Source organism: Sodalinema gerasimenkoae IPPAS B-353 (genome assembly GCF_009846485.1).
Classification (GTDB): domain Bacteria; phylum Cyanobacteriota; class Cyanobacteriia; order Cyanobacteriales; family Geitlerinemataceae; genus Sodalinema; species Sodalinema gerasimenkoae.
Map to the genome: position 1 here is coordinate 2,937,214 of NZ_ML776472.1, position 18,363 is coordinate 2,955,576.

The window sequence follows — 18,363 nt, forward strand, 5'->3', positions numbered from 1 at the left end:
GCAGTAGGCAGTAGGCAATAGGGAACCACGGAGTCACAGAGGACAGGGAGGGAGAGAGGGGGGGGAGAAGGGAATAGGGAACAGGGGGGGCTTAATGCTTGATGAGTTCTCCCATTTGGACTGTCCATAAACTGGCGTAAATCCCGGATTGATTTAGGAGTTGTTCGTGGGAGCCTTGCTCGACAATTTCACCGCGATCCATGACGTAAATACAATCAGCATTGCGAATGGTACTAAGACGATGGGCGATGGCAATTGTGGTGCGATTTTGGGTGATATGCTCTAGAGACCGTTGAATGGCGGCTTCTGTTTCATTGTCTACCGCTGAGGTGGCTTCATCTAAAATTAAAATGGGTGGATTTTTCAAGACCGCTCGAGCGATCGCTAACCGTTGTCGTTGCCCTCCTGAGAGCTTTTGACCTCGCTCCCCAATGATAGTGTCATATCCTTGGGGTAACTCTTGGATAAAACTATGGGCTTCGGCGATAGTGGCGGCGGCGACGACATCCTCATCTCGGGCGTCAAAACTACCATAGCGAATGTTCTCAGCAACGGTTCCATGGAAGAGGAAGACATCTTGACTGACTAAACCAATGGCTCGACGTAAATCCGATAATAGGATGTCCTGAATGTCTAAGCCATCTAGGGTAATATGACCTGATTTAATCTCATAAAGTCGTAACAGCAACTTGACAATGGTGCTTTTTCCTGAACCCGTTGCCCCCACAATAGCAATAGTTTGTCCGGCGGGAACGGAGAGAGAAAACTCTTGAATGACCGGTTGGCGATCGTGATAAGCAAAGGTGACGGAATCTAGAATGATTTCCCCTTTAACTTGGTCAACGGGTAAGGATTTTGAGCCGGGATGTCGGGCAATGGGGGTGTCAAGAAGTTTGAACAACCGTCGGGTAGAGGCTTGCGATCGCTGATATAAATCTAGGGTTTCTCCTAAACGAGTTAGGGGCCACAATAAACGCTGGGTCAGGAAAACCATGGTGCTATAAGTCCCCACGGCTAACGTCCCAGCGGCAGCTTCTAATCCTCCTAATAGGAGAATAGCGGTAAAGCCCACCAAGATGATAATACGAATTAAGGGGACAAACGCCGCACTGAGGGAAATTGCTCGTCGATTAGTTTGGGAATACGCATCACTTAATTTCCGAATCCGCTCGGTTTCATAGTCTTCTGAGGTGAAACTCTTAATCGTAGTAATGCCGGTTAAGTTATTGGATAACTGGGAATTAAGAGTGCTAACGGTTTCCCGAACGGCATCATAGCGAGGAGCTAAGCGTTTTTGGAAGCTAATTGACCCCCAAAGGATAAAGGGAATGGGGAGCAAGGCTAAGGCGGCGATGTTCGGGGTTAGAACCACAAATGCCCCACCAATGACAATGACCGTTGTTAACACTTGCAGAACTTCATTAGCCCCTCGATCTAAAAAGCGCTCCAACTGATTGATATCATCATTGAGAACTGCCATCAAGGCGCCGGTACTGCGTTCCTCAAAAAAGGACAATTCCATCTGTTGCAAATGCTGATAGCCATCGAGCCGTAAATCATGTTGAATCGATTGGGCTAAATTCCGCCACAGTCGCTGATAGGCATATTCAAATAGGGATTCTAATGCCCAAATCAAAAAACTCAGGACAGACAACACGAGCAATTGAGCTAAGACGGATTCAATGCCCCAACCAGCTAAAAATGAGTTCTCTTGTTCAACGACGATATCAACCGCTAAACCGATTAAAGCTGGGGGAGCGAGGTCAAAAATTTTGTTGAGAACCGAACAAAGACAAGCTTTCCAAATCTCAACATTATAGCCCTGGGCATAATGTACTAAGCGTCGAAATGGATGCAGTTTAGAGGATTTCATAGAAGCCAAAAATGGTCATAAAGAACAAAATTATAAGGTTAGGGAAGCACTCCCCATCCCTTGGAACATGACCCAGGAGAGAAAGAAGTTGGTAATAAAGATTGCCATTAAGGCTGTCACCACCGCTGTTGTAGTCGATTCCCCAACTCCCTTAGCACCTCCCGAGGTGGTCAGTCCCCAACTACAACCAATGATGGCCACTAAGCCACCAAACACCCCTCCTTTGATGGCGGCGTTGATGAGGTCACTGATGCCCATAAAGTTACGGGCTGATTCGAGAAAGACTGACTGAGCAATACTATATTGAGTCGTGGCAATCAATAACCCCCCGCTCATACCGATAATGAGGGAAAAGAGGGTCAAAACTGGAACCATGATGCAGCAGGCGATGAATCGGGGAATCACTAAATAGTCGATGGGGTCCGTTCGTAGGATATAGAGGGCATCAATCTGTTCCGTGACCTGCATTGTGCCAATTTCGGCGGCGAAGGCGGACCCCACCCGGCCTGCGACAATCACGGCGGTGAGAACTGGGGAGAGTTCTCGGGCCAACGCCACCGCCAGAACCCCCCCGACGGCGGAACCGGCACCAAAATTCAAAAACTCGCGAGCCACCTGAATGGTAAAGACCATCCCTACAAAACCGGCAGTGATGGTATTGATGAGTAACGACTGCGGCCCAACGAAAGACATCTGTTCTAAGGTGTTGCGACGGTGGATTTTGCCACTCAAGAGGTGAATGACCACCTGTCCACCTAAAAGGATGGCGGCGAGTAGACGCTGGCCCCACTTGGCTAGGCTGCTGGGAATGAGTCTCTTATACAAGGGTTCTGCGCCAAAACGATAACAACAACAAACACACTGCAAGGGAACGTTACACGAAATACCAAGTTTCTTTAGGTTTATTTAAGATTTATACAATTTTCGGATCTTCGGGGCGATCGCCCTTAAGGTAGGAGCATTCGAGATTACAGCTCTTGGCAATTTTACAAGTTTCGCCGTTATCCCTCATGTTATCTAACCAACTTCTGACAACCCACCTCTCCCGCTTGCGCTCGCTCTGTCTAACCACGGTGTTCAGTTTCCTGTTACCCGGATTAGTCTTCGCCGCTGGCGCCTTAGCCCTCCTCGTCATCAGTTATATCCCCCTTTGCACCCAACTGGGTCATGCTGGCCTAGACTTGCTATTGGAGTTTCTAGCCATTTTCGGTACGGGCCACCCCTTCCAGGGACTGCTCTGGCTCGGGTTCTCCTTTAGCTTCGTAGCCGTGCTGTTTGATATGTTCGCCAGCTTTCACACACCTCAAGAGCAACATGAACGCTAACTCACCCCTCCCTCCCCTGTCAAGACAGAGGAGTTGAGTGGTGAGCGGGGCCTGTTCCCATTCGGCTTGAGGTTAGTAGTGGTTGGGCACGAAGCTCTGTTTACTCTTGGGGGGCCGCAGATAGCCGATATCTTCCTGGCGCTCAGGAAGCTCAATTGGATCTGGTGTTAGGTCATCATAAGGAATCATCGTCAAGATGTGGTGGATACAATTCAGACGCGCCCGCTTCTTATCGTCGGCATCCACAACATACCAGGGCGATCGCTTAATGTCGGTATGGGCAAACATTTCATCCTTGGCAATGGAATACTCAACCCATTTCTCCCGCGCTTTCAAATCCATCGGGCTAAGTTTCCAGCGTTTAGTCGGGTCATCAATTCGCGCTTGAAACCGCTGTTCTTGTTCATCGTCACTGACTGAGAACCAGTATTTAATCAGAATAATGCCCGATCGCACCAACATACATTCAAATTCTGGGCAGGAGCGCAAGAACTCCCAGTATTCTTCCTCAGAACAAAATCCCATCACCCGTTCAACCCCAGCTCGGTTATACCAACTGCGATCGAACAAGACCATCTCCCCAGCCGCCGGTAAATGGGGCACATAGCGTTGGAAATACCATTGGCTCTTTTCCCGCTCTGTAGGGGTTCCCAGCGCCACAACTCGACAAATCCGGGGGTTGAGGCATTCCGTAATCCGCTTAATGGTTCCCCCTTTCCCAGCCGCATCACGACCTTCAAAGATAATGGCAACGTTTAAGCCTTTTTCTTTAATCCAGGTCTGTAGTTTGACTAACTCAATTTGCAGTCGTTTGAGTTCACTTTTATAAACTTTTTTAGGAAGTTTCTTGGTGGGTTTAGGCTGCTCTGACGCGATCAGGTTGGGGTCATAGGCGCTGTTAACTGTCTCAGGAGCAATTTCCAAATCAGTTTGACCTTTCTTGTTCTTCTTTTTTTTACCCATTTGCAATAACAATCAACAAAACTAATGAACAGTTCGCGTTCCCGTTGGCCTCATTATAGGACACTCTCCCAAACTTGACGATCGCCCCTCTCTCTCCCCCTTCTCTATCTCTGTGTCCTCTGTGACTCCATGGTTCCCCCTCCCCCCTCTCAATCCCTAGCGACGCACCCGACACACCGCATCATGAGGGCAATACTGACAAGCATACTGTTGCTTATCTGGTTCAACGGGATAGTCCCCCCGAGTTAAATGGCCCTTGAGGCGATCGCTAAACTGTTGTAGGGCCTCGCGATTGAGCTTATCCCGATGTCCTAGGGGTTTCCCTTTCGTCAGAGAGTAATAGTAAGACCGCACCGAAGCCGCCTCAGCCTCAGCTTCCTGTAACTGTTGGCCCAGTACATCCCCATAGAGAGGAAGTTGAATATCTAAATCCGCCTGACCCCGTTCATTCTTCGCCCGGCTGGGACGGCTAGAACGGCTCTTATACTCGATGATGACATAGCCCTCAGGCGTCCGGTCAACCCGATCCACCACCCCCCGCACCCGGAACCCATACCACTCTCCTTCAAACGGCTGTTCCGTGCTTAAGATTTGGCTGTTTTCCCCCAAGAAGGACTCCTGAGAGAGAGTTCGTCGCAAGCGTTGTAAATGTTCTTTCCGTCTGGCTCCCCAGGCGGCTAACTCCGGTAACCGTTCTAATTCTTCGGCTTCTAGGAACGCCGCATCTAAATGGTCAAGCAGGGCCTGACGTAACTCCGTAGAACCAGTGTCTAAGGCTTTTTGAGTGGCCAATTCTAAGGTTTTGTGATAAAGCCGACCCCGTAATCGCCCAGATAACTCGGTCTCTGCCTCGCGCAACTCTTGAATCTTGAGCAAGTCTCCGGCAAACCATTTAAAGGCACATTGACCCAAATGAGTCAGTTGGGAGGCGCTAAACTGGCGCGAAGGGATATCGAGGGGAATCTCAGTCTGGCCCTGGAAGCGATTGCGGTTCCCGCACGCTTCGCGATCGCCCCCTAAACCCTGTTGACGGTGCAGCTCAATGGACCAACTGCGGGCCGCATGAGTTAACACCGCATCCTCTAGGGGGAGTGACTGACGTAACCCTCGCTGACGCAACTCTTGCCAACTGGCGATCGCCCCATCCTCCTGAGCGTCCCCCACCTCAATTCCCAAGCGAGCTAAATAAGGACTGGCCAGCATGGGGGTTTTCTGAATTTGGCGGGGATAGGATAAATGAGCTTCTTGGGCCGAACGGAACAATTGGGCAAACAGCAGCAGTTGTCGTTGACTTAACGCGACAGCGGTTTCAATGGCAAAGCCTTGTTTGTCAAGCTGTTTACGGTGATACCAATCTAACAACGGCTCCTGGGGCAGAGGAGAGGGGGTGATTCCATCGGCCACCCCCAAAACCCAAAGATGACGATATCTCGCCCCTACTACCGCAGCGGGGGATTGGAGGGCGATCGCCCCCTGGGGAGAGACAGGAGCCACCTGAACCAAGGAGAGGGTGTCCAACAGCTCCCGCGCGAATTGGTCTAAGTTAAGGCGCACCTGGGGGAGTCCCGCTAGATGCTCTAAGGCTTCGTCAAAGGCTAACTCCACTGAGCGAAAACTGGGCTGTTGCTGACCCCGGGCCAGAACCGGCCAATGCTGCAAAAGCTGTCGTAGTCGTTGTAACCAGGTGTGGCGATCGCCACGAGTCCAGTTCTCTAGGGGGGTGAGATTGGCCCCACAGTCGCGCCAACGTTCCAGATTTTGGGGATGAAACTGTCGCACCTTGTCCCAGTCAATGGGGCCCGTCTCCTCCGAGGAGGTGAAGGGATGACGCAGAAACGCTGCCGTTGTCTCGAACTCAAACCGCGATCGCACGGTGTCGAGAGCCTGTTTCAGCCAAGAACCCAACCCCGTCGCCAACAGCCGTTGAGATCCCCCGCGATAGATGGGTAACTCATATTCCCAGGCGATATCCAACACGATGGGAGCATATCCCGCTTCATCCCAGGTCACCAAGGCCAGTTCCTCCGGGGGGACTCCCTCACGCAAGCGACGTTTCAGGTCACGCAACACCCCGCGCACTTCCTCTTCCTGATTTAAGTAGCGAGTCCCCTGAGCCTGATGGAAGGAAACGGGAGAAGCCGCCTCCTGAGAGGAGGTGTTTAACCCCTGCTCTGGAGTATCAAGCGTCCAACCGAGAGCCAGGAATTGTGCGATCGCCCGCTCCTGTTCCTTCAACCCCAACGCCCTCCCACTGGCCAGATAGACCACACTTCCCGAATCGGCGATCGCATTCAAAAATCTTAAGCGAGGTTGCCGCTCAATCCATTCCGGATAGCCCAACAGGGACATGGCTCGTGGAGTTGGCTTAAGCTGAGTGGCCCGCTGATATAACTGAGCCGGATCGAGGTGTTGTCGGCGTTCTAGGTGAGCCTCATAGGCGAGACTCACCCGCACTAACAAGTCAAAACTAGAGGAGGCTGGGGTGCGTTCGGCAAGGTCACTCAGCGGCGAAGGGGAGCGTAACAGAGCGGTTATCCCCGGTCGCAATTGGCGTTCTAAGGTTCTGAGATCTAGAGTGCTTTGGCCTTGTAGATGGGGCCAATCCCCCGATCGCAGAACCTGCTCCAAGACGCTCAACCGCTCTTGATAGGCCATCAGTGGCGATAATACCTGCCAGCCCTCTTGGTAACAGTGCTGTCGGGCCAACAGGTCTAGGGAACAGTAAGGAACCCCGAGAGCCTGAGCTTGGGAGGGGTGGGCGCAAACGACTTGAGTTGCGGGGGCAATGATCTCAACTCCCTCTCGCCCCTCAGCGTCGCCCTGGCCCTCAATTTTAACAATCCGCATTACCTCAACCTCCTCGTGTTACAGTCCTGTAAGCCCGGTCGAGGAACCAAGAATCCCACTGGCTTTAGCCGTGGGAGTGTCAAGTTCGTGATGAAGTTGGGTATCATCAAAGTGTAGAGGTGTCTTCTTCCCTCGCCATAGCGTCTAGCTGTTGCCCCCATGTTAATTCTGGTAGGCTCCCGTTGTGATTTTTAAAATTATTTGATGGGAATGTCACTCCAACCATGCGTAACAACCAGTCTATCACCCAGATTTTTTCGTTGCTCTGTTTCTTAGGCGCCGCAACATTGGTTGTTTTGGATATTTTAGTTCCTGACGAGGGCAACTCTAGCGGCAATTTTCAGGACACTGAGCCGGTGAGTTCATCTCCCTCCCTCTTATCCCGGCTGAATGTCCCGGTTACCACCAGTCTTAATGTCCTAGAGACATTCCATTCTCCGACGACGACACGAGAGTCCTCAAACGAAAGCTCCCCGGAGATGGTTCGATTGGTGGTGTCCTTGAGTCAACGCCGGGTTGCTCTCTATCGAGGAGACAGCCGTGAGGCCGAATATCCCGTGGGTATTGGTCAAACCGGTTGGGAAACTCCGACGGGGGCGTTTGAAGTCGTGGAAACCCAAAAATATCCCACCTGGAAACATCCCCTCACCGGAGAGAAGATTCCCCCAGGTCCGGGCAATCCCCTGGGCGATCGCTGGATTGGCTTTTGGACCGATGGTCGGGTCTATATCGGCTTCCACGGCACAGCGGATGAAGCCTCGATTGGGGCCGCGGCTTCCCATGGCTGTTTGCGTCTGTCAAACGCCCATATTCGGGAGTTGTTTGAGCAGGTGCAGCCCGGAACTCCCGTGATCGTCCACCCCTAAGCGATCGCCCTCGGGAGAGTCCCTAGGATTCTTTAGCTTGTTGTTCTTCGGCCTCAAAGTTCTCAGCATAGGCTTCTAGGAGCATACTAACCTGAGACAACACTTCCTTAGGGTTGGTTTTACCTAGAAGCTGACGTTCTGGGAAGAACTCCGGATGAGCCAAACTCTGATCAATGGCATCGGTGACCTGCTTGCTAATCAGATCTGAGAGTTGTTCCCGGGCCCGCGATCGCTGGAAATTTGCTCCTTCCTCGGTTGTAGCGTAGAGAGGGGGGAGTCGGTTGAGGGCATAGGCCGCGATATCGCCGACATCCAGGGTGCGATCGATGGTGGCTTCAATTTCGGCAACTTTCGTAATCGCCTCCGATAACACCAACTCTTCCATAACATTGATAAACTGCTTGCGCGGCAAGACGACAACGTCACCGGTAAGCAATGCCCCCATCAGGCGATCGAGGGACATATATTCTTCAATAGACAGTTCGGAGGCAGTATTACAAATGCGCCCCACTTCAGCTTCCATGACGGGGGTTAAATACCCGTCAGACAAGGCCTGTTCAACAATTTTGACAATGCTCATAGCGGCTATCGGTTAGTCTTGCTACATCGATGCAATGGATCACCACACCGTCCGTCAGAGATCTGAAATACAACAATTTACCTGAAACTCTGAGATTATACTGTTTTTTCTCGGGTCAAGTTGGGCATTCCGGTGATTTTCCACAATTCCAGGTAGACCCGGAATTGCGGTTAACCTATTTCAAACCCAATCCAAGCCAGGGCGCGGGGTCAACGCATTCCCCATTAACATAGACTCCCCAATGGAGATGAGGGCCCGTGGAGATACCGGTGGAACCAACGCGGCCGATGACCTCTCCGGCTTCGACCATCTGTCCCTCTTGTACCTCAATTTGGCTCAAGTGAATGTAAATGGTGGTTACCCCTTGTCCATGGTCAATGCCTACACTATTCCCATGAAGCTCAAAGCCTTGAGACACGGTTCCTACTAGGGCCACTCGACCCCGGGCCGCTGCGACAACAGGGGCCCCCGTTGGGGCGCCGTAATCGAGGCCGCGATGATAATAGTTTTCTGCCCAGACTCCGTTGTAGTAGCGACGAACGCCGTAGGGGGTGGTGATGGGGCCATCGCTAGGATGGATAAACGAACCGGTCCAGAGTCGTTCTGGGGTAACGGTGGCTTTGAGGTCATCCATGCGGTCAAATTCGTAATCTGTCCCCGTGATGGCGTTGACGGAGGGAGATAGCCAAATTTCTTGAATGGTGAAATTGCGATCGCCGAGGGGAACATCCACCCGTTGCCGTTGGCCGGCAGACTGGGCCTCAATGGAAAAGGAACCCGGCGAATCGAGAGGGGTGGTGGGAATAAAGGCCCGATAGCGATTTTGACCCACGGCAAAGGTCTCATAGCTGCGGCCCCGGGCCGTGACGGTGGGGGCTTGTTCGGCGTCCGTTTCCACTAACACCGAGAGGGTTTCCCCTAAGCGAGGTTGTTCTGGGGAGACTCGCACCTCTAGGGCGATCGCCGGTGCCGTCATCACAACCCAGGCCCCGATAACAGCGGACAGGGGTTGACTTAAGGACGAGGTAAAGGGATTTAGCATAACAGCAAGGTGGGCTGGTGTCGCAGGTAATGATTCAAATTTATCTGGCTCTCGATACTACTTACAGAGCCTCTGGTCCGATTCCGGTGGGCTTTTGGGTTTAAGAATCTCCGGGCGCCTCGACTGGCTTGACATAAACCACCAGTTGACGGTTCACCAGATATTGATGTCCCCCATCATCCCGGATACAGAAATAAATGGGATCTTGCCACGCGAGTCGTCCCACTAGGCGATCGCCGGTGGTGGTTTGCAGTTCAATGGGGGTATGTTCTTTGACGTACTGTTGTAGGAAACGAATGCTCGGTAAACTCGTATCCATTTCAATCGCCATAAGTCCGTCTCCTGACCGATAATAGAAAGACCTGTCATGGGCATCGCTGCGATTGCCCTTGTACTTGCTACCATACCACCTCTAGTGAAATGGCGTCAGCACCCCCAGCTGAAGCACGGGGGCTTCGTGCCTCCTCTTCAGGTAGCTGACCAGCTATCGCCCTAACAGGCTACGTTCAGAGCAAGAGTTAACGTTCCTACCCGGGAATGCGTGCTAGTTCCCGGCTCTAGAACCAAATCGTTAAACAGTTTTAAGGGGTTAAGACAGTGCGATTGGGAAAGTACCGACTCTGAACATTAGCGAAGCCAACGTTACGAGCAATCAGAAGAGACGCAACAATGTCTAACCATGTTTTCGTTTTAGATACCAACCGTAAGCCTCTGACCCCCTGCCAGCCAGGGGTCGCACGGTCACTACTCAAAGCCGGAAAAGCATCGGTATTTCGACGCTACCCATTCACCATTATTCTAAATAAGGAGGTTGATGCGAATCCTGAACCGGTCGAATTCAAATTAGACCCAGGCTCTAACGTCACTGGAATTGCCCTGAAGCAAGGGAATCGAATCATCTTTGCTGCCGAGTTGCAGCACCGAGGACAGCAGATAGTAGAAGCCTTGCGGTCTCGTCGTCAACTGCGACGTTCTCGACGAAACCGCAAGACCCGATATCGGCCGGCTCGGTTCTTGAATCGGACTCGGAGCGAGGGTTGGTTAGCTCCGAGCTTGCAACATCGAGTCGATACTCTGATGACCTGGGTTAACCGATTCCGTAGACTTGCCCCAATTGGCCGCATTGCTCAAGAGCTAGTACGGTTTGACCTACAATTGATGAAAAACCCGGATATCTCAGGTGTTGAGTATCAGCAGGGAGCCTTACAAGGCTACGAAGTCAGGGAATACCTGTTGGAAAAGTGGGGCCGAACCTGTGCTTACTGCGGAGTTCAAAATGTACCCCTTGAAGTTGAGCATATTCAGCCCCGGTCTAAGGGTGGCTCTGACCGAGTTTCTAACCTGACGATGGCTTGCCGCTCGTGCAATCAAGCCAAAGGCAATGGGGACATTCGAGATTTTTTATCGGGCCAGCCTGATGTCCTGAGTCGTCTTCTCAGGCAGGCAAAATCCCCCCTTAACGATGCGGCTGCCGTCAACTCGACCCGATGGGCCTTGTTCAACGCTCTCAACGCAACAGGACTTCGGGTCACCACAGGAACAGGCGGACAAACGAAGTTCAATCGACTTCGGCTTAACCTACCCAAGGCTCATTGGCTTGATGCTGCCTGTGTTGGACCCGTCGAATCACTCGATATTGTAACTTCAAAACCGTTGCTGATTGTAGCGAAGGGGCATGGAACTCGTCGGATGTGCGGGACGAATAAGTACGGATTTCCTACTCGTCACCGCTCCAGGAGACAAATTCACAACGGCTTTCAGACTGGCGATATCGTGACGGCTACGGTCACGGCAGGGAAGAAAATTGGCTCATATATAGGACGGGTTCTCTGCCGTGCCTCTGGCAGTTTTGATATTACCACCGCCTCGGGAAGAGTGGCAGGTATCAACCACAAATACTGCAAACCCATTCACAGGAAGGATGGTTACGCCTATGCTTGAAAGATTGACGGGGACTTTAGTCCCCCTGTCGCTTTTCCTCCCCGGTCTAAAGACACGGGGCTTCCACGCTCTCAAGAGGTTTACGTGAGTCCCCCTGTCGCTTTTCCTCCCCGGTCTAAAGACACGGGGCTTCCACGCTCTCAAGAGGTTTACGTGAACGCCACCCCAGAACAGACAAAGGATTGACTCAACATGACGACTCTGGAGTTTCAGAAATATCACGGTTTAGGCAATGATTTCATCCTGCTGGACAATCGCCACAGCAGCGATCCGCTCCTCACCCCCGAGCAAGCGCAACAGATCTGCGATCGCAATTTTGGCGTTGGGGCCGATGGCGTGATTTTCTTGCTCCCTGGCCATGATGGCAGCGATTACACCATGCGGATTTTCAACTCCGATGGCTCGGAACCGGAGATGTGCGGCAATGGCATCCGCTGTCTGGCTCAGTTTGCGGCACAACTCGAAGGCGAACGCCAAGTTACCTATCGCATCCACACCCTGGCGGGGGTCATCACCCCTGAACGACTAGCGGACGGACGGGTTAAAGTGAATATGGGAGAACCCCGTTTATTGGCGGGGCAAATTCCCACAACCCTGAAGGCTGAGTCTGAGAAGGTTGTGGATATGCCCTTAACTGTGGGCGATCGCGTCTGGCAGGTCACCACCGTCAGTATGGGGAATCCCCACTGCATCATCTTCGTCGATGATGTGGCCGCCATTCCCCTAGAGCAACTTGGCCCCCAATTTGAACATCATCCCCAGTTCCCCCAACGCATCAATACGGAGTTCATTGAGGTCACTCAGGGAAATTACGTAAAAATGCGGGTGTGGGAACGGGGAGCAGGTGCTACGCTAGCCTGTGGCACGGGAGCCTGTGCTTCTGTGGTTGCAGGGGTCCTCACCGGGCGCTGCGATCGCTCCACCACCGTTGAACTGCCGGGTGGTAACTTGGAGATTGACTGGTCGACTCAAGGATCAGTGTATATGACGGGGCCAGCCACCTTTGTCTTTGCAGGAACACTCGACTTGTAATCTGGCAGAGTCATCTGAACAGAATCCGAAGACAAGGGGGTAAGGTGAACTATCGCCAAAGTCCAGGTCACGTCAAAACAACTAAGGTATAGAGGATAACCCATGGGTGGAGGCATTTATCTAATCCAGGACGACGAGCAATTAGTCGAAATGACCGAGCAAGCTTACGAGTCCGAAGAACAACTCCAAGAACTACTCGAAACCTATCCCAATCTCCTAGCCGGAGATCAAATTGATACGGCGTTGCCGCGCTACTGGCTCTTAGTTCGCCGTGAAACCCCCATCCCCACTGAAGAAGATGGGGCAGGTCGTTGGTCTGTCGATCGCCTCTTCATCGACCAAAATGCGATCCCGACCCTCGTTGAAGTTAAACGCATTGATACCAGTCGCATCCGCCAAGAAGTCATTGGTCAGATGTTGGACTATGCCGCAAATGCCAGTATCTACTGGCCCATCGACACCATCGTGTCGCAGTTTGAAACCAACTGTCGCGAACAGGGACGAGATCCCGAAGAAGTCTTTGAGGAGTTTTTAGGGGAAGATGCCAATGAGGAGCGATTCTGGCAGAAGGTCAAAACGCACCTACAAGCCGGAAAGATTCGCCTCGTCTTTGTCGCCGATCGCATCGCCCCAGAATTGCGGCGGGTGGTGGAATTTCTCAATGAACAAGTCGATCCCGCTGAAGTGTTGGCCTTGGAGGTTAAACAATATGCCGATCACTCCTCCGAAGCCTTACGTTTACTGGTTCCTCGGGTATTAGGCCAGACGGCTGAGGCTCGTTTGAAAAAGTCCAGCGCCACCCGTGAACGCCGTCGTTGGGATGAAACGTCATTTTTCCCAGAATTCGCCAGTCGCCGGGGCGAGGAAGAGGCGGTAGTAGCACGAAAAATCCATGCCTGGGCCCAGGAAAAAATGCCTCATGTTGAAGTGCAATGGGGCAAGGGAGATAACTATGGGGGCTTTGGGGTATATTTCAAAGACGGTCGCGGCAAAATTGGTGCCGAGTTGTTTAACATCGGCATTTGGGGCGGCTTAGAGTTATCCTCACAAAATTACGGCTCCCAACCTCCCTTCAATCAGAGTGAACCCTGGAATGAACTCCGTTCTAAGTTTAGTTCGGTGGGCATCGCCTTACCGACGAATCCCACGGAAATTCGTTTCCCCTATCTGAGACTCTCGGCGTTGCAAGATGATCTGATGTTGGAACAGATTTTGCAAACTTTCACTTGGGCGGTAGAACAGGCGAAGGGGGTTTAGGAAGGCAGTAGGCAGTAGACAGTAGGCAGTAGACAAGACGTAGGGGCAATCCGCAAGTGGCGTGCCCTGGGCGATGGGGGGCGTCTTTAGTGGTTCCTCTGTGTTTGTTGTCAGTTGTTGACGTCTAGGGATTGGAGAGAGGCGCTGAGTCCGTTGCGTTGGAGTTCAGCGAGGACAGCTTCGGCCTGATTGCGGTGGCGGAAGGCGGCGGATTGGGTGATGCTACCATCGCGGCGGCGTAGGGTGAGGGCGTCGGGCATTAAGACCTGTACCAGTTGCAAGTCACTGTTGTTGCGGGGGATGACGGTGATGCGGAATTGTAGACGGGTTGGGGGGATGTTGGCGCTGGCGTAGGTGGGAGGTGGCGGAGGCGCACCAGCGGCGTTGGATAGGGCGGAGGTGGCGGGGAGGGGGAGATGACCGCGATCGCCAACGGGAGGATTGCCGTCAGGCACTGGCAGGGATGGCAAATCCCCGGCTGAGGGAATCGGGCGCGAGGGGGTTGGCGGCTGATAGCTGGGACTGGGACGATGGGCCAGTTGGGGAACCTGAGGCTTGGAACCGTCCGGGGAGGGCGATCGCTGTCGCATGGCGAAGGCGCTGGCGTTGCCCCAAGATAAGACTTCAACAGCATCATGACCCTCGGTCTCTGGCTCTCTGGTGGGTCTGTTGGCCTGGCGGCCAGAGGGTTGAGGGGCCCGCAGCCGACCGATATTGCCGCCCTGGTTATTAACAAACCGATTATTTTGTGAGAGGGCTTCGGCTTGAGGTGCGATCGCCACCCCTTGGTTGCCGTTATCCCGAAAGGTACTATTGACAATCCAGAGACGGCCCGAGTCCAGCCAAATTCCATGACCTTGAGGGTAACTTACTGTCACCCCATTGACACCAGAGCCATCGACTCCCACTAGGGCCGCCTGTTGACTGCCATAGGCCGTCTCAATACCATCGCCCCCGTGAATGATAACTCCCTGGCCTTGCTGCTGGGGATTCCCATAAAGCGTGACCCCAGAACGAAGCCGCAGGGGAAACTGCTCCCCACTCGCGCGGCTATAGGTTCCGGGACTGAGCATAATCACCGTATTGGTCCGGGCCCGACTGAGGGCATAGGTAATGGTTTGTAACGGGTTGGCTTCTGTGCCACCATTGGGCTGATCCTGTCCCTGACTGGGGTTGACGAACAACAAGGTTGCCTGAGACGATCGCGGCTGTGATGGCGAGGATTCTCCCCGAGTTCCAGGAACTGCTATCCCAGATTGGGCGATCGCCGGCTCAATAGTGATACTATTCGCCAGTGTAAGAGTGACAGCCCCCGCTGCCAACGCGCCAACTTGGCCAAATGATAACCCCATACAAGTAAATCCTAGGTGCGAGACAATGTAACATCTAGCGACGGGTCGATGTCCTCCACTCCAGTCTATGTCAACCCAAAAACACTGCCGATGAACCCTCGGGAAACCAACGAACCTACTGTTATTGAGGGGACGATGTCACTTGAAGGACAAGCCCATCACAACGCCCACCTCATCCCGATCTCCGTCTGCCGGATTCTGGATGCGAACCTTGATCGCGCTCGGGAAGGGATACGCATCGTTGAGGAATGGTGTCGTTTCGGATTAAACAACGCGGAGTTGACCGATACCTGCAAGCAAATGCGTCAGGAACTCGGCCGCTGGCATAGTGCCCAACTTCGCTCAGCCCGGAATACCCCTGATGACCCCGGTGTTGACCTCACTCACCCTCGCGAAGAACGACGAGAGAGTGTAGAACAGGTCTTACAGGCAAACCTCTGTCGTATCGAAGAAGCTCTACGAGTCCTAGAAGAATACGGGAAGCTTTACGACCCCGATCTCGGTCGTGCCTGTAAACAGATGCGCTATCAAGTTTATACCCTAGAAAGTTACTTTCTGGCGGATCAACGGCGGCAAACATTAAAACAAGCCTCCCTATATCTGGTCACCTCTCCGAGCGATCGCCTCTTTGAGGTGGTTGAAGCGGCTCTCCAGGGGGGACTCACCCTCGTGCAATATCGAGACAAGGATGCCGATGATGTCACCCGGCTCAACACAGCTCAAAAGCTTAAACATCTCTGCCATGAGTATGGGGCCCTGTTTATCCTCAACGATCGCGTGGATCTGGCCCTAGCCATTGAAGCCGACGGGGTGCATTTAGGCCAGCAAGATGTGCCCATTTCCTTTGCCCGCCAACTGTTGGGTGCGCAACGCATTATCGGTCGTTCCACCACTAGCCCCGAGGAAATGCGCCGGGCCTTAGCCGAAGGAGCCGATTATGTGGGAGTGGGGCCCGTCTATGCTACCCCCACCAAACAGGACAAAACCCCCGCCGGTTTAGACTATGTTCGCTATGCCGCCGAGCGTTGCCCGATTCCCTGGTTTGCCATTGGTGGCATTGATATGAATACCCTGCCGGAAGTCTTTGACGGAGGGGCGACTCGGGTGGCGATCGTGCGGGCCCTCATGCAAGCGGAACAACCGACTCTCGTCACACAGTATTTCCTCTCCCAGTTGGCCTGGGTGAACCGGATGCGTCGCCGCGATGAACAAGGGTAGGCGTGGAGCAGTTGCTGAACTATCGGGCCCTATTTGCGGAGTCAGAACCGGCTGTTTTAGCGGCCGTTGAGGGGCAACTGGCGCAAAAACTCCAGGACTTAGATCGGCAGTCTCCCCCCGTGGTGGTTCTGTTGGCGGAAACTGAGCCAATCTCATTTTTGGCTGGGGTTTTGGCGGCACAAATACGAGGGGTAGCCGTGATTTTGGCAAATCCTCGTTGGCGACGGGGCGAATGGCAACAGGTGCAGGAGCAAGTTCACTATACGCTGGCCTGGGGAGCGGTTCCGATTCCCCCCCGGCCCGGGTTAGAGGCGGCCGCCTATCCCCCCGCCGGGAGTCTGTTGATTGCCACTGGGGGAACCTCGGGGCGGATTCGTTTTGCGGTGCAGACTTGGGAGCGGCTCACCGCCTCAGCGTTCGGCTTTCAAAACCATATTCAGGCCCAGGCGATTCATTGTTGCTGTACCTTGCCCCTGTTTCATGTCAGTGGCTTAATGCAGGTTGTGCGATCGCTCGTGACGGGAGGGCGGCTGGTTCTGAGTGATTATAAACGGCTAGAAGCGGGGGAGTTGCCGCCGCTGAACCCGGAACAGTTCTGGATCTCCTTAGTGCCAACCCAGTTACAGCGGCTGTTGAGCAATCCCGAGATGATTCCCTGGTTACGGCGGTTTGCGGGGATTTTGCTAGGAGGTGCGCCCCCCTGGCCGGCTCTCTTGCACCAGGGGCGATCGCAGTTTCTCCCCCTCGCCCTAACCTATGGCATGACCGAGACGGCCTCCCAGGTTGCCACCTTACTGCCCCAGGAGTTTTTAGGGGGCAACAGCAGCAGTGGTCGTCCTCTCCCCCATAGTCAAATTCGGGTCATTGACCCCACGGGCAGACCCGTTAAGCCGGGGGAAATCGGTCAGGTAACGATTCAAGCCAAATCCCTTATGTGGGGCTATTATGGCGATTTTGGGGAAAATCTCTCTCCCTTGAAGGAACTGGTTAGCGACGATTATGGCTACTTGGATGAGGCGGGCTATTTACACATTATGGGCCGGGGTAGCCAGATGATTATCAGCGGCGGAGAAAAGGTGTTTCCCCCTGAAGTCGAAGCCGTATTACGAGACTGTCCGGGAATTGAGGATGTCTGTGTGCTGGGGGTAGCTGATGAAGACTGGGGACAGGTGGTGGTGGCGGTGTATGTACCGGCCGAGGCCGAGTCGTCGGAGGTGATTCTCGCGCAAGGGCGATCGCGCTTATCGCAACAATTAGCCCCCTACAAACACCCTAAACGCTGGCTGGCCACAGAGCGCATTCCCCGCAACAGTCGGGGGAAACTTGAACTAGAAGCCGTCCACCGGCTCATTTCAACGTTTGGAACCGGCAAACAAGGCCCCAAATACGGCAACAATCAGTAAGGTTAGATAGCCAAAAACGGCAAGCCAATCGAGAACAAACGCAGTATCAACAGTTGCGAGCATACGCTTAAAATTGAGAAGATTTCTAAAATTAGGATGTGGTTTTGGGGTTGAATTCTCTGATTTAGGTAGAAAAAAGTCTTCGGAATTTCAAAAGATTTTAAGTTGTCGGTCAAGTCAATAGAACGTTAAGACCCTGACCTGAAGAGCAATTCTTCGTAACAAACCTACTGATTACATCATAATCTTCTAACTCTCCAAAACCAAAATTTAATGTTTTGCATTTAGACTATGGTGCATTGTACCAGTTCCATCATAACTAGAGCAATCGTCATTGCAATCACCATCCCCCCTTCTAACTCCGTGTCCTCTGTGACTTTGTGGTTCCCCTTACAGGATACAGGGGAGACTTTCTTATCCATCTTGGCGGGTTAACCTCAATCCTGAATTTTCCTAAAAATGCGCGAATTTCAGGAAAAATGCGTGAATTATTCTAAAAACCTCCGTACAGATAACCAAGTGCTCCAAACCCAGGTTGTGGTTAAAAAAAATACCCCGCAACGGCTTAATTTGGGTCTAAACTAAAATCAGACCAGTTGTCATCACAAACAAGACACCGATAGAGAGTCACCACAAGACCCTAGGCAACTGTCCCCATCAGCAC

Annotated in this window: 15 protein-coding genes; 7 read left to right on the forward strand and 8 right to left on the reverse strand. The window is 52.9% G+C overall.

Features of this window, described 5'->3' with window-relative positions; genetic code table 11:
- Positions 1-91: 91 nt before the first annotated feature.
- Together L855_RS12795 and L855_RS12800 are read right to left on the reverse strand one after the other, a co-directional pair.
- Entirely contained in the window at positions 92-1,873 is a 1,782-nt protein-coding gene (locus L855_RS12795; RefSeq protein WP_159788591.1) for an ABC transporter ATP-binding protein, read from the reverse strand.
- A 30-nt stretch (positions 1,874-1,903) separates the two neighbouring features.
- On the reverse strand, positions 1,904-2,698 hold the full coding sequence (locus L855_RS12800) for an MlaE family lipid ABC transporter permease subunit (RefSeq protein WP_219729916.1): 795 nt from the start codon (positions 2,696-2,698) through the stop codon (positions 1,904-1,906).
- Positions 2,699-2,850: 152 nt separating this feature from the next.
- On the opposite strand from L855_RS12800, the gene L855_RS12805 reads away from it, so the two are divergent.
- Positions 2,851-3,198 (forward strand): hypothetical protein, encoded by a 348-nt coding sequence (locus tag L855_RS12805; RefSeq protein WP_159788593.1) that lies wholly within the window; start codon positions 2,851-2,853, stop codon positions 3,196-3,198.
- 72 nt (positions 3,199-3,270) lie between these two features.
- On the opposite strand, the gene ppk2 is transcribed toward L855_RS12805, so the two are convergent.
- Positions 3,271-4,122, reverse strand: coding sequence for a polyphosphate kinase 2 (ppk2, locus tag L855_RS12810; protein ID WP_246198849.1), 852 nt, complete (start codon positions 4,120-4,122; stop codon positions 3,271-3,273).
- 195 nt (positions 4,123-4,317) lie between these two features.
- Positions 4,318-7,008, reverse strand: a complete 2,691-nt coding sequence (locus tag L855_RS12815) for a PD-(D/E)XK nuclease family protein (RefSeq protein ID WP_159788597.1) — start codon at positions 7,006-7,008, stop codon at positions 4,318-4,320.
- Positions 7,009-7,295: 287 nt separating this feature from the next.
- Between L855_RS12815 and L855_RS12820 the strand changes: the two genes are divergently transcribed.
- Positions 7,296-7,874 (forward strand): L,D-transpeptidase, encoded by a 579-nt coding sequence (locus L855_RS12820; protein ID WP_246198850.1) that lies wholly within the window; start codon positions 7,296-7,298, stop codon positions 7,872-7,874.
- Between the two features lie 22 nt (positions 7,875-7,896).
- Here L855_RS12820 and L855_RS12825 read toward each other — a convergent pair whose 3' ends face one another.
- From L855_RS12825 to L855_RS12835, 3 genes are all read right to left on the reverse strand, one after another.
- Positions 7,897-8,454: a late competence development ComFB family protein gene (locus tag L855_RS12825; protein ID WP_159788599.1), complete on the reverse strand. Its 558-nt coding sequence runs from the start codon at positions 8,452-8,454 to the stop codon at positions 7,897-7,899.
- Between the two features lie 175 nt (positions 8,455-8,629).
- Entirely contained in the window at positions 8,630-9,496 is an 867-nt protein-coding gene (locus tag L855_RS12830; protein ID WP_159788601.1) for a M23 family metallopeptidase, read from the reverse strand.
- Positions 9,497-9,596: 100 nt separating this feature from the next.
- On the reverse strand, positions 9,597-9,827 hold the full coding sequence (locus L855_RS12835) for an Hfq-related RNA-binding protein (RefSeq protein ID WP_159788603.1): 231 nt from the start codon (positions 9,825-9,827) through the stop codon (positions 9,597-9,599).
- A 338-nt stretch (positions 9,828-10,165) separates the two neighbouring features.
- Here L855_RS12835 and iscB point away from each other — a divergent pair, with 338 nt between their 5' ends.
- From iscB to L855_RS12850, 3 genes are all read left to right on the forward strand, one after another.
- The gene (iscB, locus tag L855_RS12840) at positions 10,166-11,437 is read left to right on the forward strand and encodes an RNA-guided endonuclease IscB (protein WP_159788605.1); all 1,272 of its coding nucleotides are present in this window, start codon (positions 10,166-10,168) and stop codon (positions 11,435-11,437) included.
- Positions 11,438-11,629: 192 nt separating this feature from the next.
- A complete protein-coding gene (gene dapF, locus L855_RS12845) occupies positions 11,630-12,469 on the forward strand; it encodes a diaminopimelate epimerase (protein ID WP_159788607.1) in 840 nt (279 codons plus the stop codon).
- A 102-nt stretch (positions 12,470-12,571) separates the two neighbouring features.
- Entirely contained in the window at positions 12,572-13,726 is a 1,155-nt protein-coding gene (locus tag L855_RS12850) for a hypothetical protein (RefSeq protein ID WP_159788609.1), read from the forward strand.
- A 110-nt stretch (positions 13,727-13,836) separates the two neighbouring features.
- Here L855_RS12850 and L855_RS12855 read toward each other — a convergent pair whose 3' ends face one another.
- Positions 13,837-15,078 carry a DUF1565 domain-containing protein gene (locus L855_RS12855; protein ID WP_159788611.1) on the reverse strand — a complete coding sequence of 414 codons (1,242 nt, stop codon included), beginning with the start codon at positions 15,076-15,078 and terminating at the stop codon, positions 13,837-13,839.
- A gap of 135 nt (positions 15,079-15,213) precedes the next feature.
- Between L855_RS12855 and L855_RS12860 the strand changes: the two genes are divergently transcribed.
- Together L855_RS12860 and L855_RS12865 are read left to right on the forward strand one after the other, a co-directional pair.
- Positions 15,214-16,296, forward strand: a complete 1,083-nt coding sequence (locus L855_RS12860) for a thiamine phosphate synthase (protein ID WP_246199529.1) — start codon at positions 15,214-15,216, stop codon at positions 16,294-16,296.
- Between the two features lie 2 nt (positions 16,297-16,298).
- A complete protein-coding gene (locus L855_RS12865; protein WP_159788613.1) occupies positions 16,299-17,699 on the forward strand; it encodes an AMP-binding protein in 1,401 nt (466 codons plus the stop codon).
- Positions 17,700-18,363 lie beyond the last annotated feature (664 nt).

Excerpts from the sequence above, each read along its gene's own strand:
- L855_RS12795 (WP_159788591.1), bottom strand. The coding sequence starts at position 1,873 with ATGAAATCCTCTAAACTGCATCCATTTCGACGCTTAGTACATTATGCC.
- L855_RS12835 (WP_159788603.1), bottom strand. The coding sequence starts at position 9,827 with ATGGCGATTGAAATGGATACGAGTTTACCGAGCATTCGTTTCCTACAA.
- L855_RS12830 (WP_159788601.1), bottom strand. The coding sequence starts at position 9,496 with ATGCTAAATCCCTTTACCTCGTCCTTAAGTCAACCCCTGTCCGCTGTT.
- iscB (WP_159788605.1), top strand. The coding sequence starts at position 10,166 with ATGTCTAACCATGTTTTCGTTTTAGATACCAACCGTAAGCCTCTGACC.
- L855_RS12815 (WP_159788597.1), bottom strand. The coding sequence starts at position 7,008 with ATGCGGATTGTTAAAATTGAGGGCCAGGGCGACGCTGAGGGGCGAGAG.
- dapF (WP_159788607.1), top strand. The coding sequence starts at position 11,630 with ATGACGACTCTGGAGTTTCAGAAATATCACGGTTTAGGCAATGATTTC.
- L855_RS12855 (WP_159788611.1), bottom strand. The coding sequence starts at position 15,078 with ATGGGGTTATCATTTGGCCAAGTTGGCGCGTTGGCAGCGGGGGCTGTC.
- L855_RS12860 (WP_246199529.1), top strand. The coding sequence starts at position 15,214 with ATGTCACTTGAAGGACAAGCCCATCACAACGCCCACCTCATCCCGATC.
- L855_RS12850 (WP_159788609.1), top strand. The coding sequence starts at position 12,572 with ATGGGTGGAGGCATTTATCTAATCCAGGACGACGAGCAATTAGTCGAA.
- L855_RS12825 (WP_159788599.1), bottom strand. The coding sequence starts at position 8,454 with ATGAGCATTGTCAAAATTGTTGAACAGGCCTTGTCTGACGGGTATTTA.